Genomic DNA, 17,302 nt, shown 5'->3' on the forward strand with positions numbered 1-17,302 from the left:
TGTGGATAAGCCTGTGGATACTTAAGGGGACAACCGCGGTTAATGGGCTTAAAACCCTTAAGGCGTCTGTGGATCAGCAAAATCGCGAAAAATCTTGTCCCCATCCACACCCTGTTTAAAACGTGGACTGCCCACAGTCCATGAACAGGGCTTAACCGCCGGATCCCGGGCTGTAACAGGGTTATCCACAGTTTCCACAGCAGTTATTAACACTACTAATCCCAAAAAATTGAAATCCCTCAAACAACAAGATCGATCCTAACCATGCTCCACACGGACCGGGCGGCCCAAAGGCCGCCTTGGAGCAGCCCGGGGGATGGGTTAATCGCAGATCTTCCGGCTAAGCTGTCAGCAGCGCTCCCATCCCTGGGTCCCAGCACGGTTCCGTACAGCGTGGACCATGCACCTCCGGGGCGGGTGCCACACCCCCTTGGCAGGGGCTTCCTTCCGGAGGCTCCCGGCATCAGATGGCAGCAATGAAAGGCGGCACCCTTCCGTGAAGTTCAGAGTCGATCGGGACGTCCTGGCAGAAGCCGTTACCTGGACAGCCCGGTCCTTGTCTCCGCGGCCGCCGGTACCAGTCCTGTCAGGCCTCCTCCTCAAAGCCGAAGCCGGCACGGTCAGCCTCTCGAGCTTTGACTACGAAACCTCCGCGCGCCTTGAGATCGCGGCTGACATCCGGGACGAAGGAACCATCCTGGTCTCCGGCCGCCTGCTGGCAGACATCTGCCGCAGCCTGCCTTCTGCCCCCGTGGACGTGGAAACCGATGGCAACAAAGTCACCCTGACGTGCCGCCGAAGCAGCTTCCACCTGGCCACCATGCCCGAAGCTGAGTACCCGCCGCTTCCTGCCCTGCCGGCCATCAGCGGCACGGTCCCCGGAGATGCGTTCGCCCAGGCGGTTTCCCAGGTGATCATTGCTGCAAGCAAGGACGATACCCTCCCCATCCTCACCGGGGTGCGGATGGAGATCGAAGACGACCTCATCACCCTCCTCGCAACAGACCGATACCGGCTGGCCATGCGTGAAGTACCGTGGAAACCCGCAACTCCGGGCATCTCCACGAGCGCCTTGGTCAAGGCGAAAACGCTCAACGAAGTAGCGAAGACCCTCGGTAACAGCGGCGACATCAACCTGGCGCTTTCGGACGATGACAGCAGGCTCATCGGTTTTGAAAGCGGCGGCCGCACCACCACATCTCTGCTGGTGGACGGCGACTACCCTAAAATCCGCTCGCTGTTCCCCGACAGCACACCTATCCACGCGACGGTACAGACCCAGGAACTCGTCGAGGCAGTGCGCCGCGTTTCGCTCGTCGCCGAGCGCAACACCCCGGTCCGCCTGGCCTTTACCGAAGGACAGCTGAACCTGGACGCCGGAACCGGAGAGGATGCCCAGGCCTCCGAAGAACTCGAAGCGCAGCTTTCCGGTGAGGACATCACGGTCGCGTTCAACCCGCACTATCTGGTGGAAGGCCTGAGCGTCATCGAAACGAAATACGTGCGGTTCTCGTTCACCACCGCGCCCAAGCCCGCCATGATCACGGCACAGGCAGAGGCGGACGGCGAGGACCAGGACGACTACCGGTATCTCGTTATGCCGGTCCGCCTGCCGAACTAGTCCCCACCGCCGCCCTCGCCCCGCAAGTCCCCATTGGCTCCCACCCTTCGCAAGCTCAGGCAGGGCCCCTCGCCGATGGGGCTTAACGGCCAGGGAACCCTGGCGGCGTGGGCCCGGACGGTAGTTGTTGTTCTTGGACCCAAACTGACACCCATTCACCGCGCAGAAAAGAGTTCCTGATGCACATTGGACTGATTGGCCTTGGCAAAATGGGATTCAACATGCGCGAGCGGCTCCGCAAAGGCGGGATCGACGTCACGGGCTACGACCGCAACCCGGACGTCACCGATGTTGCCTCCATGGACGAGCTGCTCGCCGCAGTCCCCGTCCCCAGGCTGATCTGGGTGATGGTGCCCGCAGGTGCCATCACGGATGCGGTCATCACGGAACTTGGCGACAAGCTCGCCGAAGGTGACCTGGTGATCGACGGCGGGAACTCACGTTTCACTGAGGACCAGAAGCACGGCGAAGCCTTGGCCGCCAAGGGCATCCGCTTTGTGGACTGCGGTGTGTCCGGAGGTGTGTGGGGCCTGCAGAACGGTTACGGCCTCATGGCCGGCGGCGATGCCGCGGACATCGAATACGCGCTTCCGGTCTTCGATGCGCTGCGTCCGGAAGGTGAACGGGCGGACAGCTTCGTCCATGTGGGCGGCGTCGGTGCCGGGCACTACGCCAAGATGGTGCATAACGGCATCGAATACGGCCTGATGCAGGCCTATGCCGAGGGCTACCAGTTGCTGGCCTCGAAGGACATCATCAATGACCTCCCGGGGACCTTCCGCGCCTGGCAAAAAGGCACGGTGGTCCGGTCCTGGCTGCTGGACCTCGCGGTCAAGGCTCTTGATGAGGATCCGGGTCTGCAAAACATCGACGACTACGTGGAGGACTCCGGCGAGGGACGGTGGACTGTTGAAGAAGCCATCGCCAACGCCATTCCGGCTCCAGCTATCACGGCCGCGCTGTTCGCGCGTTTCGAGTCCCGCGAGGACAGCTCCCCGGCCATGAAGATGGTTTCCGCCCTCCGCCACCAGTTCGGCGGACATGCCACCCGCCCTGCCAAGTAAAATCCACCGGGAACCCTTCCGGGTCCCAGAATTGCCGATTCCCGCGTGTACCTGGAACACCTTTCCCTGACCGATTTCCGAAGCTACGCCCAGGTTGACCTTGCCCTGGGACCAGGCGTTACGGTCCTGGTGGGTTCCAACGGGATCGGCAAGACCAACCTGATGGAGGCCATCGGTTACCTGGCCACTATGGGTTCCCACCGCGTCAGCTCGGACGCTCCACTCTTGCGGTTCGGAACAGAACGCGCCCTGGTCCGTGCGCGCCTGGTCCGCGGCGGCCAGGTCACCGTACTGGAGCTGGAAATCAATGCCGGCCGTGCTAACCGCGGCCGGATTAACCGCAGCAATCCCGTGCGGGCCCGCGACCTGCTGGGAATCTGCCAGACCGTCCTCTTCGCACCGGAGGACCTTGCCCTGGTTAAGGGAGATCCCTCCCACCGCCGGCGGTTCCTCGACGAGCTCCTGGCCAGCCTGGTCCCGCACCACGCCGCCACCCGCAGCGACTACGACCGCGTCCTCAAGCAGCGCAACGCCCTCCTGAAGTCCGCCCGCGCCGGAAAGTTCACCGCCGGGCACGAGGCAACGCTGGATGTCTGGGACCAGCACATGGCCAGGGCCGGCGCCGAACTTCTACATGCCAGGCTGGCGTTGGTGGAACTGCTGCGCCCCCACCTTGCCAGCGCTTATGCGAGGCTTACGGATGGGTCCAAGCCTGCCGACGCTACCTACCGCTCCACGCTTCAGGACCAGATGGACGACGACGGTTCCCCCCTCCCGCGGCAGGGCGGCGCCGGAGTACCGGGGTCGGGAGTAAGGGAGGACCTGCGCGGGCTCTCCGTCGAGGAGCTCACCGAACGGTACGTGCGGGCTTTCACTGAGTCGCGCAAAAAGGAACTCGAACGCGGTATTTCGCTGGTGGGTCCGCACCGTGACGAGCTGGAACTGACGCTGGGCCAGGCGCCGGCCAAGGGCTATGCCTCGCACGGAGAAACCTGGTCCATGTGCCTTTCGCTGCGCCTTGCGTCCTACTACGTGATGCTGGACGATGCCCGGACCGGCGGTTCCGCTCCGATCCTGATCCTGGATGATGTGTTCGCCGAGCTGGACGTACAGCGCAGGCGTAAACTTGCGGCCATAGTCGCAGGTGCGGAGCAGGTCCTGGTGACCGCCGCCGTCGATGCCGATATTCCGGAAGAACTTGCCGGGCGGCGGGTGAATGTCATCCCGGGAGGAATAGATGAGCAGGGACAATGAGGGTACGGGCGGGCTGCAGCCCGGCAGGGACCCCGATGCAATCGATGCTCCCCAGGCTGCTCTGAACCGGATGCGGGAGGCAGCCGCGGCCAGGGGAGAGGTACGAAGGAAAGCGGTCCGTCCCGGCTCCGCCAAGGCCAAAAAGGGGATCCGGGACACCCGGGGTTTCGGCCAGTTCCACGCAACCGGCAGGGATCCGCTTGGTCTGGGGAAGGTGGTGGGCCGTCTCGTGGCGGAACGCGGCTGGACCTCCCCGGTCGCCGTGGGTTCCGTGATGGCCGAATGGCCCGCCCTCGTAGGACCGGAAATTTCTGCACACTGCACCCCGGAGAGCTTCACGGACACCACGCTCCATGTCCGCTGCGATTCCACGGCATGGGCCACTCAGCTGAGGTTGCTCAGCGCCAGCCTGCTGGAAAAGTTCCGGACCGAACTGGGTGACGGCGTGGTGACCAGCATTCACGTCCTTGGGCCCGCAGCGCCGAGCTGGCGCAAGGGCGGCCGGACCGTAAATGGCCGCGGTCCGCGCGACACCTACGGCTAGTTCCGCCGGAAGCGCGTGCCGCGGCTCTTGAAAATCCACATAATGCCGTGTAGAGCCCGGTGGGGGCCCATGGGCGTATAGGCACCCGGGGGCCATACTGTTCGAGCGCCCTGGATACGGTCTATGGCCAGCCACGGCCATATCGGACGCCGTCCACACCTCTGGAATGCGGGAAAATAGGGCGTGTCGCGGTAGAATCAACGGAGATAACTGGGCGCGGGTGACACATTGACCGGGTCTATTCTCTGTGGCATTCCTGGATGCGGAGCATGGATCCCCACCGTCAGTACCTCACCGGCGCCATAAGTTTGTGCCTGTTGGCGGGTGCTTCCCTGGTGCAACCCAGGGGGAATCAGCCGGCCATCATCGAGAACAGAGGAGTCGACAGCGCCTGTGGCTAACGACAATACAGACATTCCGGCCGCCCAGTCCGCAGCCGGGGATGGCCGCACCCCCGATACCCCGAACGCTACGACGCCACGGGAATACGGTGCCAGCGACATCACGGTCCTCGAAGGCCTTGAGGCTGTTCGGAAGCGGCCGGGCATGTACATCGGCTCCACCGGCCCGCGCGGCCTGCACCACCTGGTGTACGAAGTGGTGGACAACTCCGTGGATGAGGCCCTGGCCGGGTACTGCTCCCACATCGAGGTGGTGCTCCAGGCCGACGGCGGCGTGAAAGTTGTGGATGACGGCCGCGGTATCCCCGTGGACATGCACCCCACCGAACACAAGCCCACGGTGGAAGTGGTCATGACCATCCTGCACGCCGGCGGTAAGTTCGGCGGCGGCGGATATGCCGTGTCCGGCGGGTTGCACGGTGTCGGCATCTCGGTGGTCAACGCCCTTTCCAGCAGGGTGGATACCGAAGTGCGCCGCCAGGGACACGTATGGCGGATGTCCTTTGCTGACGGCGGCAAGCCGCAGGGCAGCCTGGTCAAGGGTGAAGAGACAGACCGCACCGGAACCACCCAGACGTTCTATCCTGATCCCGCCATCTTTGAGACGACGGAGTTCGATTTCGAGACGCTCCGGGCGCGCTTCCAGCAGATGGCCTTCCTGAACAAGGGTTTGCGGATCACGCTCACGGACGAACGCGAGACCGAGGCAACTGAAGCCGACGCGGACCTGGACCTGGACGGCGTTGCCACCGAAGGCGAAGTGACCGCCGAGCACCGCACCGTGGTGTACCAGTACGACGAAGGCCTGCTGGACTACGTCAAGCACCTGAATTCCGGCAAGAAGGTGGATGTTGTCCATGAGGACGTCATCGCTTTCGAAACCGAGGACACGGAGCGCCGGATTGCGCTGGAAATGGCCATGCAGTGGACCAACGCGTACTCCGAGAGCGTCCACACCTACGCCAACACGATCAACACCCATGAAGGCGGTACCCACGAAGAGGGTTTCCGCGCGGCGATGACCTCATTGATCAACCGGTATGCCCGCGAAAAGGGCATCATCAAGGAAAAAGACGACAACCTCACGGGTGATGACATCCGCGAAGGCCTCACGGCCGTCATCTCGGTCAAACTCGCCGAGCCCCAGTTCGAGGGCCAGACCAAGACGAAGCTGGGCAACTCCGAGGTCAAGGGCTTCGTGCAGAGGGTGGTTACCGACGGCCTCGGCGACTGGCTGGAACGCAACCCCGGCCCGGCCCGCGACGTGATCCGCAAGGCCATCTCCGCGGCGCAGGCCCGCATGGCCGCCCGCAAGGCGCGCGACAACGCCCGCCGCAAAAGTCCGCTGGAATCCTTTGGAATGCCAGGGAAACTCTCCGATTGCTCCTCCAAGAACCCGGAGAAGTGCGAGGTCTACATCGTGGAGGGTGACTCTGCGGGCGGTTCGGCCAAGCGCGGCCGAAACCCGGAAACCCAGGCAATCCTGCCGCTGCGCGGCAAGATCCTGAACGTGGAGCGCGCCCGCCTGGACAAGGCACTCGGCAATGCCGAGGTCCAGTCGATGATCACCGCCTTTGGCACGGGCATCGGTGAAGATTTCGACCTTTCGAAGCTTCGCTACCACAAGATCGTCCTCATGGCCGATGCCGACGTGGACGGCCAGCACATCACTACCTTGCTGATGACGCTGCTGTTCCGCTACATGCGCCCCCTGATTGAGCACGGTTACGTCTACCTGGCGCAGCCTCCGCTGTATCGCATCAAGTGGTCCAACGCAGCGCACGATTACGTCTACAGCGACCGGGAGCGCGATGCCAAGCTCGTGGCCGGGCAAGCGGCCGGGCGCCGCATCCCCAAGGAGAACGGAATCCAGCGGTACAAGGGCCTCGGCGAGATGGACTACACGGAACTGTGGGACACCACCATGGATCCGGACAACCGCACGCTGCTGCAGGTCACCATGGACGATGCCCTGGCCGCAGACCAGATCTTCTCCGTGCTGATGGGCGAGGACGTGGAATCCCGCCGTAACTTCATCCAGCAGAACGCCAAGGACGTCAGGTTCCTGGATATCTGAGGCACCCGCCGAAAATTCCCGGACTGACATATACCTGAAACGGAAATATATACATGAGCGACGAAACTCCCGAGACTCCGGTCCCCGAAGCCGGGAATCCGGACACCGTTCTTGAAGGCGATGTGCTGATCGACCGCGTCGAACAGGTGGACCTGCAGACGGAAATGCAGCGTTCCTACCTGGACTACGCGATGGCCGTGATCGTTGGCCGGGCCCTTCCCGATGTGCGGGACGGGCTCAAGCCCGTGCACCGCCGCGTGCTGTACGCGATGTTTGACGGCGGCTACCGCCCTGAGCGTTCCTTCAACAAGTGCGCCCGTGTTGTCGGCGAGGTCATGGGCCAGTACCACCCCCATGGTGACACGGCCATCTACGACGCCCTGGTGCGCCTGATCCAGGACTGGACCATGCGCTACCCGCTGGCCCTCGGCCAAGGCAACTTCGGTTCTCCGGGTAACGACGGCGCCGCCGCACCGCGTTACACCGAGACCAAAATGGCGCCACTGGCCATGGAAATGGTCCGGGACATCGACGAAGAAACCGTCGATTTCCAGGACAACTACGACGGCAAGAACCAGGAACCCACCATCCTGCCGGCCCGGTTCCCCAACCTGCTGGTCAACGGCTCCTCGGGCATTGCGGTGGGTATGGCCACCAATATTCCGCCGCACAACCTGCGCGAAGTAGCGGACGGCGTCCAGTGGTACCTTGCCAACCCCGGTGCCAGCCGCGAGGAACTGCTGGAAGAGCTCCTGCTGCGGATCAAGGGACCGGATTTCCCTACCGGTGCCACGATCCTGGGCCACAAGGGCATCGAGGACGCGTACCGTACAGGCCGCGGATCCGTGACCATGCGTGCCGTGGTCAACGTAGAGGAACTCCAGGGCCGCACCTGCCTGGTGGTCACGGAACTGCCGTACCAGGCGAATCCGGACAACCTGGCCATCAAGATCGCCGAACTGGTCAAGGACGGCAAGATCCAGGGCATCGCGGACCTTCGGGACGAAACGTCCGGCCGCACCGGCCAGCGCCTGGTCATCGTCCTCAAGCGGGACGCAGTGGCCAAGGTGGTGCTCAACAACCTCTACAAGCACACCGAACTGCAAAGCAACTTCTCCGCCAACATGCTGGCCATCGTGGACGGCGTACCCCGGACATTGAGCCTGGATGCCTTCATCAGGCACTGGGTGACACACCAGATGGACGTCATCGCACGCCGGACGCGGTACCGCCTGCGCAAGGCCGAGGAGGAAGCCCACATCCTCCGTGCGCTGCTGAAGGCCCTGGACATGCTGGACGAGGTCATCGCCCTGATCCGCGCCTCCCGCACCACCGAGGCTGCGCGCGACGGGCTGATGGAATTGCTGGATATCGATGAGCTGCAGGCCCGTGCCATCCTCGACATGCAGCTTCGCCGCCTGGCCGCCCTGGAGCGCCAGAAAATCCAGGACCGCCACGCAGAGCTTGAGGCGCTGATCGCCGAATACAATGCGATCCTCGGTTCCGAACAGCGCCAGCGCGAGATCATCAGCACCGAACTCGGTGAAATCGTGGATAAGCACGGGGACGACCGCCGGACCAAGATCCTCATGGGCTTCGACGGTGACATGTCGATGGAAGATCTCATCCCGGAGGAAGAGATGGTGGTCACCATCACCCGTGGCGGCTACGTCAAGCGGACCCGCAGCGACAACTACCGCTCGCAGCAGCGTGGCGGCAAGGGGATCAAGGGCGCCCAGCTGCGCGGGGACGACGTCGTGGAGCACTTCTTCGTGACCACCACGCACCACTGGCTGCTGTTCTTCACCAACCTTGGCCGCGTTTACCGGGCGAAGGCCTATGAGCTGATGGAAGCCGGCCGTGACGCCAAGGGCCAGCACGTGGCCAACCTGATGGCCTTCCAGCCGGATGAGCACATCGCCCAGGTGCTTGACCTCCGGGACTACCAGCAGTCTCCATACCTTGTCCTGGCCACCAAGCGCGGCCTGGTGAAGAAGACCAGGCTGGAAGACTACGACACCAACCGGTCGGCCGGCGTGATTGCGATCAACCTGCGCGACGGCGACGAGCTGGTATCCGCGCAGCTGGTATCCGAAACGGACGACCTCCTGCTGGTGTCCCGCAAGGGCCAGTCCATCCGCTTTACTGCCTCCGAGGAAGCCCTTCGTCCCATGGGCCGGGCCACGTCCGGCGTGACCGGGATGAAGTTCCGGGAGGAAGACGAACTCCTGGCAGCCAACGTGGTCACTGACGGTTCATACGTGTTCGTAGTTACTGAAGGCGGTTACGCCAAACGCACCGCCGTTGAGGAATACCGGCTTCAGGGCCGCGGCGGCCTTGGCATTAAAGTGGCCAAGCTTGCCGAGGAACGCGGTGACCTGGTCGGTGCCCTCATCGTCCAGGAAGAAGACGAGGTGCTGGTGGTCATGGAAGGCGGCAAGGTGGTCCGTTCATCGGTGGCCGGGGTGCCCGCCAAGGGCCGTGACACCATGGGCGTCATCTTCGCGAAGCCGGACAAGAACGACCGCATCATCGAGGTGGCCCGCAACAGTGAACGCGGCCTCGAGGGCGAGGAATCCGCAGAGGATGACGTAACGTTGGCTGAAGACGGCGGAGCCCCTGTGGACTCCACCGGGCCAGCAGTGGCAGAAGAATCACCGGCCGTTGAGTCAGAGGACGCCTCGGGCGACGTTGAGCCGAACGAAGACAACACGGAGGTAACGAGTGAGTAATTCCGACTCATTTCCCAAGCCGAACAGCGCTGCAGCCGGCCCTGGCCGGCCCTCTGCGGCGCCGCGGGTAAACGCTCCCGTCCGCCCGCAGCAGCGTCCCGCTGGCGCAAGTGCCCCGGTCCAGCGGCCTGCAGTTCCCGGGCAGCGGCCGGCCTCCGGACCCCGTCCCGCAGCGCCCGGCCAGCGCCCTGCTCCGCAGGGTACTCCCGGGCTGGTAAAGCCCGCCCCCAAGGCAAAGGTGCGGCGTGCCCGGCTTCTGGTCAGCAAGGTGGATCCCTGGTCAGTGCTGAAGATGGCCTTCCTGCTGTCCGTCGCACTGGGCATCGTGACGGTGGTGGCTGCCATCGTGCTCTGGACGGTCCTGGACCTCACCGGCATCTTCGACCAGGTGGATAGCCTGCTGGGCACCTTGGCCGGCTCCGAAAGCGGCGGTTTCGAGCTCAAGAAGGTGGCTTCGCTGGGACAGGTGGCCTCCTTCGCCACCATCATCGCCGTGGTGAACGTGGTCCTGCTGACGGCCCTTTCCATGCTTTCGGCCGTTCTCTACAACATCTCTGCCACCCTGGTGGGCGGCATCGGTGTGACCCTCACCGACGATTAGGAACCCCCCTCCCGCCGCGTAAAACCGGGCGGGAGGGCCCGATTTGAGATCGGGCCGGGATGTGCTGTAAAGTCATGTCTCGGCCCGATGAGGCATCGGGGCGTATAGCTCAGGCGGTTAGAGCGCTTCGCTGATAACGAAGAGGTCCCAGGTTCAAGTCCTGGTACGCCCACGGAACCTGTGCAGGTTCAAGTTGAAGGTCGGTTCGCAACTGCTGCGGACAGGCCGGAACGGGGAGCATGTGAAGAAGTTGCTTGTACTGGCAGCGGCAATCGCAGGCCTCCTGGTCTACAAGAAAGCACAGGAATCCGAAGCCCGGAAAGAACTCTGGAGCAAGTCGACCGACGAGGTGGACTAGCCCGGAACCCGGACCGGGGCCGGTCAAAGGCTCCCAGGTTCTAGGGTATGATGGATGGGTTGCTTCTTATGGGGGCATGGCGCAATTGGTAGCGCACCTGCTTTGCAAGCAGGGGGTTCGGGGTTCGAGTCCCCGTGCCTCCACCATAGAAAGTCCCGGTCAGCGGAAACGCTGACCGGGACTTCTGCATTGCCCTGAAGAGCCATATCGCGCATTAGTGTTATGCAGTGAACTTCTTTCTCGCTGCCGTGGGCGTACTGGGCGTGGCCTCCTCCGGCCCCCTGATCGCCGCCACCCTTGGGGCGACCTCCGTCAGCGCCCTGGCCATTGCGTTCTGGCGCAATGCCATTGGCGCCGCGGTGATGGCCGGCCCCACCCTGGTCCGGGACCCTGCCCAGTTCGGGAGGGTCACCAAACGCGAGTTCCACTGGTCGCTGATCGCCGCCGTCGCGCTTGCCCTGCACTTCGCCTGCTTCATCACCTCACTGCAGCTGACGTCCGTTGCCGCAGCCACGGCGCTTGTCTGCCTGCAGTCGGCGTGGATCGCGGTGTTCCAGCTTCTGCGCGGCGCACGCCACGGGTGGCGCGTTTTGGCCGGGCTTGGGATCGCCTTCGGCGGAGTGGTGGCCATTACGGGCTTCGATATGGGTACGTCGCCTCAGGCCCTCATCGGGGACCTGCTGGCCGTGGCCGGCGGCGCCCTGGCAGGCCTGTACACGCTGGCCGGCGGCAAAGCCCGGCAGACCATGACCACCGGAACGTACACCACGCTGTGCTACGGCATGTGCGCCGCAGGCGTGGCTGTCCTGGCATTCGTCGCGGGGCAGCCCCTGGTGGGCTTTGAAGCCGCCGGGTGGCTGGGTATCCTGGCCATCACGGTCTGCGCCCAACTGGTGGGCCACACGGCCTTCAACCATCTTCTGGCCACCATGAGTCCCCTGCTGGTGTCCATGGTCATCCTGCTCGAAATTCCTGGCGCCGCGTTTTTGGCAGCGGTGTTCCTGGGTGAGACCCTGCCTGCCGGGACATACGCCGGCCTGGGCATGATCCTGTTGGGGCTGGTGGTGGTCGTCCTGGGACAGGGTTCGGGATGGCGGCTGATCCGCGGGCGGCAGGCCCGCCTACTGGCCCCCGCGCCGGACGGGCTGGGAGGTGTTGACGGTGTGGATGGCCCGGAGGATCTTCGCCGGGAAATAGACGGAGAAGAACACCACCATGGGCGCCTTTAGGGCCATCTTCTTCACGTTGTGGGCCTTGTATGTCCGGTCGAAGCGGGTGACATAGTACCTGTAGTCCCGGGGCGAGTCCTCAAGCCGGCGGGCGGACATTCCTGAAACCATCTGGGGGCAGTACTGGATCTTCAGGCCGTGGTCAGCCAAATGGAGGGACAGGTCGATGTCCTCGTGCATCTGGTCCTTCTCGTCCCGGCAGGTCTCGGCACGGATGGTGTCCCAAGCGGAAGCCCGCAGCGCCATGTTGGAACCGAAAAGGAAATGGTACTGGTGCTTGGCCAGCTTGAGCATGAGCTGGCGCATCTTGTCGTCCGCCTTGAGGCCGAAGCGGCGCATGGGCATGTCGTAGTACACCACCGGTCCGGTGGCCGCCTGCACCGTGGGGTCCAGGAACGCCTTCTGGACCTGCTCCACCCAGTCCGGCTCCACCACGGAATCGGCGTCGATCCTGCCCAGGACATCTCCCGTGGCATGGTCCAGGCCGAAATTGCGGGTGGGGATGAGGCCCTGTTCCTGGTCCTGGCTGAGCAGGAGCAGCGGCGTTTCAGGGTACTCCCGCTGCATCTGGCGCACGATGGCCGCGGTACGGTCCTTCGACAGGTTGTCCACCACGATGATCTCGTGGGCCGGCACCGACTGATAGATGGCGGCTATGAGGCACTGCCGGATCACGCTTTCCTCGTTGTAGGCCGGAATGACGATGGACACGCGGGGCAGCACGGCTGCGTCGTTCAAGGCATCCCCAGAGGATTGATCGGCTGACATCACTTTAAATCTAGCACCCATGGCGCTTCCGGCTCCGGTGCCCGCGTCCCGGCCTGAAGCCGGCCAGGCATGCAAAAGGGCCCCGTCCACGAATGGACGGAGCCCCACTGCGGGCAATGCTGGGGTGGCCGGGCCGTCAGGCCTGGGTGCTGCTCTTGTTGCCCTTATCCCCGATGTTCGCTGCGATGTTCTTCGTGGCGGTCTTGGCGTCGGTAGCTGCGGTGGGCGCGCCGGCAGCATCTTCGGCAACGTGCTTGGCTTTTTCGCCAGCTTCCTTGTCGGTATCTTCCTTCCGAGTGCCTTCCTTGTCCCCGGCGGCCGCGGTTCCTGTGGCCGCTGCAGAAGGAGCGGCAGCTGCGGTGCCGGCGGTGTCGACGGCGGCGGCCGGGGTGTTGTCCTTGACCTCGCTGACGGTGGTGGCAGGAACCGGCGCGGGGGTGGGTTTTACGGGAGACGGCGTCTTCCACGGATCTTCAACAGGCTTCGAAGCTTTCCAGGCTGCAACGCCGGCGGCTACCGCCGCGGCGATGACCCCGAATACCAACCAGCCGCGCTTTTTGGGCTTCGCCGGTTCGGCCAGCTGCAGGTTTGCGGCACGGCCCGCCTCCGCGGCGGCAGCCTTGAGCTGGGTGCCGGCCGCCTGGGCCTGTTCCTGGAGGGCGTGGATGAGTCCCACGTCGCCCAACTTCTGCGCCACGGCGTCCACGTGGGCGGGCGTATTTTCAAGCGTGCGGTGGACAACCGTGGAGGCCTGGCCGATCTGGTCCGAAAGCCGAGGCAGGTATTCGACAACAACCCGGTCCCGGGCGTTCAGGATGACCGGGGTGGCCTTGTCCAACGCCTCGTGGAGGCGGGGCGAAGCACCCTCAACGGCGTCGTTGATCTTGGGGGCGAGGTGTGCCAGCCCATCCTGGATCCGCGGAGTAACAGTGGCCACGCCGTCGGCGAGGTTGTGCGCCGCCGTCTTCAGGCCTTCCTGGATCTTGGGGGATGCAGTATCGATGCCCTGCTGAAGGCGTGGGACCGCCCAGTCAACAGCCGCTTCCACGCGCGGCGTCGCCCACTCGCGCGCGTTTTCCACAGCGTGGGTGACCGACAGCTCAAGGTCACGGGCAATACGGTCTGATTTCTTCACAACTACCTCCCGATTAAAGTGACGGTTCTGTGGTTAGCCTACGTGTGTTGCCTTCCACCGGCTATTCCCAGCCCGGATTTCCGGCATATTTCACCGAGCGCGGAACTGCCTGCCCGGCCGCCTGCCTCTGCGGGCGGCGTGGAAGAATAAGCCTATGACTGCCATCGCAACCGCAAAAGCAACCATCCACACGAGCCTCGGCGACATCGTCGTCAACCTCTTCGGCAACCACGCCCCCAAGACGGTCAAGAACTTCATTGGCCTGGCCACGGGCGAGCAGGCATGGACCCACCCGGAAACGGGCGAGGACAAGACCGGCACGCCCCTGTACAACGGCACCATCTTCCACCGGATCATCAAGGACTTCATGATCCAGGCCGGCGATCCCCTGGGCCGCGGCACCGGTGGCCCAGGCTACCGTTTCGACGACGAAATCCACCCGGAACTGAGCTTCAACCAGCCCTACAAGCTGGCCATGGCCAACGCCGGAATCCAGATGGGCAAGGGCACCAACGGTTCGCAGTTCTTCATCACCACCATCCCCACCGACTGGCTGCAGGGCAAGCACAGCATCTTCGGTGAGGTGGCCGACGACGAATCGAAGAAGGTCGTCGACGCCATCGAGGGTGTCCGCACCGGCATGGGCGACCGCCCCGTCGAGGACGTCACCATCAACAGCATCGACATCGAGCAGCTGTAACAACGCACCATGAGCTACGGAATTCCGGCGGCTGAGCCGTCCGCGCAGGTTCCGGTCTGCCCCCGGCACCCGGACCGGCCATCCTATGTGCGCTGCCAGCGCTGCGGGCGGCCCGCCTGCCCGGACTGCCAGCGGGCGGCCGCCGTCGGATTCCAGTGCGTTGACTGCGTCAACGAAACAAAACGCACGACGCCGGAAGCACGCACCGTCTATGGCGGCGCCGTCGCGGACGGCACACCCAAGGTGACGTTCGGCATCATCGCGGCATGCGCGCTGGTCTACGTCCTCCAGTGGATCATCCCCGCAGACGCCGTATTCCGGAACTTCGCCTTCGCCTCCGTCTACGCAACCCCGGAATACGGTGCGTTTGAACCGTGGCGGATGCTTACCTCAGCCTTTCTGCACTCCCAGGGCTTCATCCTGCACGTGGTCCTGAACATGTACATGCTGTGGATCTTTGGCCAGGCCCTCGAACCGCTCCTGGGCCGCATCCGGTTCCTGGCCGTGTACCTGATCTCGGCCATCGGCGGCTCCGTTGGTTATCTCGCCTTAACGCCGATTCTTCCCCCGGGCGGGCCGGTTGGTGTGGTTGGGGCGTCCGGTGCCATCTTCGGCCTGTTCGGAGCCATGCTCCTGGTCCAGCGCCATCGCGGCGGCGATACCCGCCAGCTATGGATCCTGATCGCCATCAACGGCGTCATCGGCTTCATGATTCCCCAGATCGCCTGGCAGGCCCATCTGGGCGGATTGGTCACCGGTGCACTCTGCGCTGCCGCGTTGGCCTACGCACCCCGGGGCCCGCGCCAGCGGCTGCTCCAGATTGCAGGCCTCGCCGCCGTGCTGTTGCTGCTGGGAGCCGTCAGCTGGGCGCGCATCTCGCTCTAGCAGGACCTGCCGCAGGACCCCGTTCCAAGGAACCCATCGTTCACGCCTCTTCGCAGGCCGACGGTGGGATTTTCTTTATCACGGAGGTTTTCCACAGCACTTATCCACACTGTTGGTAACTTACACGTCTGTAGTTCGGGCCTTTTCATGTGGTTCTTTCCCGGTATTGCACACGTTGCCAAGGGAAACACGGGAGGAAATCCACACATGTGGATAACTTTTGGGGATAGTCCTGTGTGTAAGTGGACAACTTCCCGCAATTCCTGTGCTGTGTGTATAGAGCAGGCTAATGAACCCGGTGCAGGCAGCGGCGCGCCTGGAAACGGGGTCCTATCAACAGGGTTTTGCACACTGTTAATAACTCACAGTCCTGTAATTCAGGAGGCAGGTTTCCTTTACCTGCGCCCTCGTCAAGCCCTCTGCGGGCGGGTCAATGCACGGCCTTTCCACAGCTGTGGATAACTTGTGGGTATCGTGCTGTTGGTAAGTGCATAAGTGCCAGTGGATAAGCTTCGAGAAGCAGCTTGACCCACGCGAGGCCGCCGACGTCCGGGAGGACCCTTGACCACCAACACGAAGCACATCTTTCTCGACAAGGAGCACCCCGTCCTGTGGCGTGCCCTGAACGGCCTTGGTCTTAAGGTCCGCGAGGCTGCAGAGGAGGCGGGCCTGGACCAGCGCATGCTGGAGCTCCTGCACGTCCGGATCTCCCAGGTCAATGGCTGCGCCTTCTGCCTGGACCTCCATGTACGCGACGCGGTCAAGGCCGGGGAGACACCCCAGCGCCTGGCAGTGCTGCCGGCGTGGCGGGAAACGGCGCTGTTCACGGAGAAGGAGCGCGCCGCCCTCGCTTTGGCGGAGGCGCTGACGGAACTGCCGGATCATCTTTCAATGGAGCACGAAGAAGCGTACGCCCGGGAGCATCTCACCGTGGAGGAATACAGCGTGGTGAGCTGGCTGGCCATCACCATGAACGCCTTCAACCGGGTCTCCATCACCAGTCACCACCCTGTCCGCGCGGAGCGTTGAGCCGCCGCCCGTGCGGGCCCCGGGCCCGTCGAAAGTGGTTCTGCGCGTCGAGAATGGAGGCGCAGGTGGGCTTGCGGGAATTGTCCACAGGACTGTCCACAGTGTTAATAACGGCATCCTGCGGGCAAGTTTGAACCCTGGCGCCAGTTGCAGGGCGCGGGAACGTCTCCCAAAGGAAAGTTATCCCCATTGTGGATAACTTTCCCAACAGCTGGGGAAAAGATGGCCGGACCGGCAGGGCCGGGATGTTGCCCGCGTCCGGAAATCAGTTCCCGGGCGTGGGAACCGCGCTGTGCGGCCAGAGTCCGGAAGATCCGCGGCGGTGGCTGTCCATGAGGTGGGTATCCACCATGCCTATGGCCTCCATCAACGCGAACATGGTGGTGGGACCTACGAAGGTGAAGCCCTTTTTTCGGAGGGCCTTGGACAGGGCCACCGACTCCTCAGACTGCGTGGGCACATCTGCGAAGGTCGCGGGGCGGGGAGTGGCGGCCGGACGGAACTGCCAAACGAAGTCCACCAGGCCTCCCTCCGGCCGGAGAGCGAGGGTGGCCCTGGCGTTCGTGATGGCTGCACGGATCTTGAGCCGGTTGCGGACAATCCCGGCATCTGCAAGGAGGCGGGCCTCGTCCGCGTCGGTGAACCCGGCGACGGTGTCCGGACTGAAGTCCGCGAACGCGGCACGGAAGGCGGGGCGCTTCCGCAGGATGGTGGCCCACGAAAGCCCAGCCTGGAAGCCTTCCAGGCAAATGCGTTCGTAGAGGCCCTGTTCGTCGGTGACGGGCAGGCCCCACTCGGTGTCGTAGTACTCCCGCATGAGCGGGTCGGTTGCAGCCCAGGCGGGGCGGGCCAGACCGTCAGGGCCCACCACCACTCCGGAGGCTGCTATTTCCATGGACTGGAC

At 63.9% G+C, this 17,302-nt stretch carries 15 protein-coding genes and 2 tRNA genes; 14 read left to right on the top strand and 3 right to left on the bottom strand.

The annotated features are described in order from the left end of the window. The first annotated feature begins 496 nt into the window (after positions 1 to 496). The 11 genes from dnaN (at position 497) to ACIQCM_RS12550 (ending at position 11,881) form a co-directional block, all read left to right on the top strand. Positions 497 to 1,621 carry a DNA polymerase III subunit beta gene (dnaN, locus tag ACIQCM_RS12500; protein WP_400607070.1) on the top strand — a complete coding sequence of 375 codons (1,125 nt, stop codon included), beginning with the start codon at positions 497 to 499 and terminating at the stop codon, positions 1,619 to 1,621. A 179-nt stretch (positions 1,622 to 1,800) separates the two neighbouring features. After that, a complete protein-coding gene (gene gnd, locus ACIQCM_RS12505) occupies positions 1,801 to 2,685 on the top strand; it encodes a phosphogluconate dehydrogenase (NAD(+)-dependent, decarboxylating) (protein ID WP_400607068.1) in 885 nt (294 codons plus the stop codon). Positions 2,686 to 2,730: 45 nt separating this feature from the next. Next, positions 2,731 to 3,939, top strand: a complete 1,209-nt coding sequence (recF, locus tag ACIQCM_RS12510; protein WP_400607066.1) for a DNA replication/repair protein RecF — start codon at positions 2,731 to 2,733, stop codon at positions 3,937 to 3,939. Beyond that, positions 3,923 to 4,483, top strand: a complete 561-nt coding sequence (locus ACIQCM_RS12515) for a DUF721 domain-containing protein (protein ID WP_400607064.1) — start codon at positions 3,923 to 3,925, stop codon at positions 4,481 to 4,483. The genes recF and ACIQCM_RS12515 overlap by 17 nt, the downstream gene beginning before the upstream one ends. Before the next feature lie 393 nt (positions 4,484 to 4,876). Further along, positions 4,877 to 6,961, top strand: a complete 2,085-nt coding sequence (gene gyrB / locus ACIQCM_RS12520) for a DNA topoisomerase (ATP-hydrolyzing) subunit B (RefSeq protein ID WP_400607062.1) — start codon at positions 4,877 to 4,879, stop codon at positions 6,959 to 6,961. A gap of 53 nt (positions 6,962 to 7,014) precedes the next feature. Next, on the top strand, positions 7,015 to 9,693 hold the full coding sequence (gene gyrA / locus ACIQCM_RS12525; protein WP_400607060.1) for a DNA gyrase subunit A: 2,679 nt from the start codon (positions 7,015 to 7,017) through the stop codon (positions 9,691 to 9,693). After that, positions 9,686 to 10,294 (top strand): DUF3566 domain-containing protein, encoded by a 609-nt coding sequence (locus tag ACIQCM_RS12530; protein WP_400607058.1) that lies wholly within the window; start codon positions 9,686 to 9,688, stop codon positions 10,292 to 10,294. The genes gyrA and ACIQCM_RS12530 overlap by 8 nt, the downstream gene beginning before the upstream one ends. Positions 10,295 to 10,392: 98 nt before the next feature. Next, positions 10,393 to 10,466: transfer RNA gene (locus ACIQCM_RS12535), tRNA-Ile, on the top strand. Positions 10,467 to 10,535: 69 nt separating this feature from the next. After that, a complete protein-coding gene (locus ACIQCM_RS12540) occupies positions 10,536 to 10,652 on the top strand; it encodes a DLW-39 family protein (RefSeq protein WP_400607056.1) in 117 nt (38 codons plus the stop codon). 70 nt (positions 10,653 to 10,722) lie between these two features. Further along, positions 10,723 to 10,798 (top strand) — tRNA-Ala (locus tag ACIQCM_RS12545). Between the two features lie 81 nt (positions 10,799 to 10,879). Next, on the top strand, positions 10,880 to 11,881 hold the full coding sequence (locus ACIQCM_RS12550; protein ID WP_400607054.1) for a DMT family transporter: 1,002 nt from the start codon (positions 10,880 to 10,882) through the stop codon (positions 11,879 to 11,881). Here ACIQCM_RS12550 and ACIQCM_RS12555 read toward each other — a convergent pair. Beyond that, positions 11,774 to 12,649 carry a glycosyltransferase gene (locus tag ACIQCM_RS12555; RefSeq protein ID WP_400607052.1) on the bottom strand — a complete coding sequence of 292 codons (876 nt, stop codon included), beginning with the start codon at positions 12,647 to 12,649 and terminating at the stop codon, positions 11,774 to 11,776. The genes ACIQCM_RS12550 and ACIQCM_RS12555 overlap by 108 nt on opposite strands. 136 nt (positions 12,650 to 12,785) lie before the next feature. Then, a complete protein-coding gene (locus ACIQCM_RS12560) occupies positions 12,786 to 13,784 on the bottom strand; it encodes a hypothetical protein (protein WP_400607050.1) in 999 nt (332 codons plus the stop codon). Positions 13,785 to 13,938: 154 nt separating this feature from the next. On the opposite strand from ACIQCM_RS12560, the gene ACIQCM_RS12565 reads away from it, so the two are divergent. The 3 genes from ACIQCM_RS12565 to ACIQCM_RS12575 all read left to right on the top strand — a co-directional run bounded on the left by ACIQCM_RS12565 (position 13,939) and on the right by ACIQCM_RS12575 (position 16,398). After that, entirely contained in the window at positions 13,939 to 14,484 is a 546-nt protein-coding gene (locus tag ACIQCM_RS12565; protein ID WP_400607047.1) for a peptidylprolyl isomerase, read from the top strand. A gap of 9 nt (positions 14,485 to 14,493) precedes the next feature. Beyond that, entirely contained in the window at positions 14,494 to 15,369 is an 876-nt protein-coding gene (locus ACIQCM_RS12570) for a rhomboid family intramembrane serine protease (RefSeq protein WP_400607046.1), read from the top strand. Positions 15,370 to 15,930: 561 nt separating this feature from the next. Beyond that, positions 15,931 to 16,398, top strand: a complete 468-nt coding sequence (locus ACIQCM_RS12575; RefSeq protein ID WP_400607043.1) for a carboxymuconolactone decarboxylase family protein — start codon at positions 15,931 to 15,933, stop codon at positions 16,396 to 16,398. 265 nt (positions 16,399 to 16,663) lie between these two features. Here ACIQCM_RS12575 and ACIQCM_RS12580 read toward each other — a convergent pair whose 3' ends face one another. Further along, on the bottom strand, positions 16,664 to 17,293 hold the full coding sequence (locus ACIQCM_RS12580) for a DNA-3-methyladenine glycosylase I (protein ID WP_400607041.1): 630 nt from the start codon (positions 17,291 to 17,293) through the stop codon (positions 16,664 to 16,666). Between the last annotated feature and the right edge of the window lie 9 nt (positions 17,294 to 17,302).

It is taken from the genome of Pseudarthrobacter sp. NPDC092439 (assembly GCF_044754945.1).
Classification (GTDB): domain Bacteria; phylum Actinomycetota; class Actinomycetes; order Actinomycetales; family Micrococcaceae; genus Arthrobacter.

What these genes read in the sequence shown, in the direction of transcription:
- gnd (WP_400607068.1), top strand. Translation starts at nt 1,801, where the DNA reads ATGCACATTGGACTGATTGGCCTTGGCAAAATGGGATTCAACATGCGC.
- ACIQCM_RS12515 (WP_400607064.1), top strand. Translation starts at nt 3,923, where the DNA reads ATGAGCAGGGACAATGAGGGTACGGGCGGGCTGCAGCCCGGCAGGGAC.
- gyrA (WP_400607060.1), top strand. Translation starts at nt 7,015, where the DNA reads ATGAGCGACGAAACTCCCGAGACTCCGGTCCCCGAAGCCGGGAATCCG.
- ACIQCM_RS12555 (WP_400607052.1), bottom strand. Translation starts at nt 12,649, where the DNA reads ATGTCAGCCGATCAATCCTCTGGGGATGCCTTGAACGACGCAGCCGTG.
- ACIQCM_RS12565 (WP_400607047.1), top strand. Translation starts at nt 13,939, where the DNA reads ATGACTGCCATCGCAACCGCAAAAGCAACCATCCACACGAGCCTCGGC.
- ACIQCM_RS12570 (WP_400607046.1), top strand. Translation starts at nt 14,494, where the DNA reads ATGAGCTACGGAATTCCGGCGGCTGAGCCGTCCGCGCAGGTTCCGGTC.
- ACIQCM_RS12580 (WP_400607041.1), bottom strand. Translation starts at nt 17,293, where the DNA reads ATGGAAATAGCAGCCTCCGGAGTGGTGGTGGGCCCTGACGGTCTGGCC.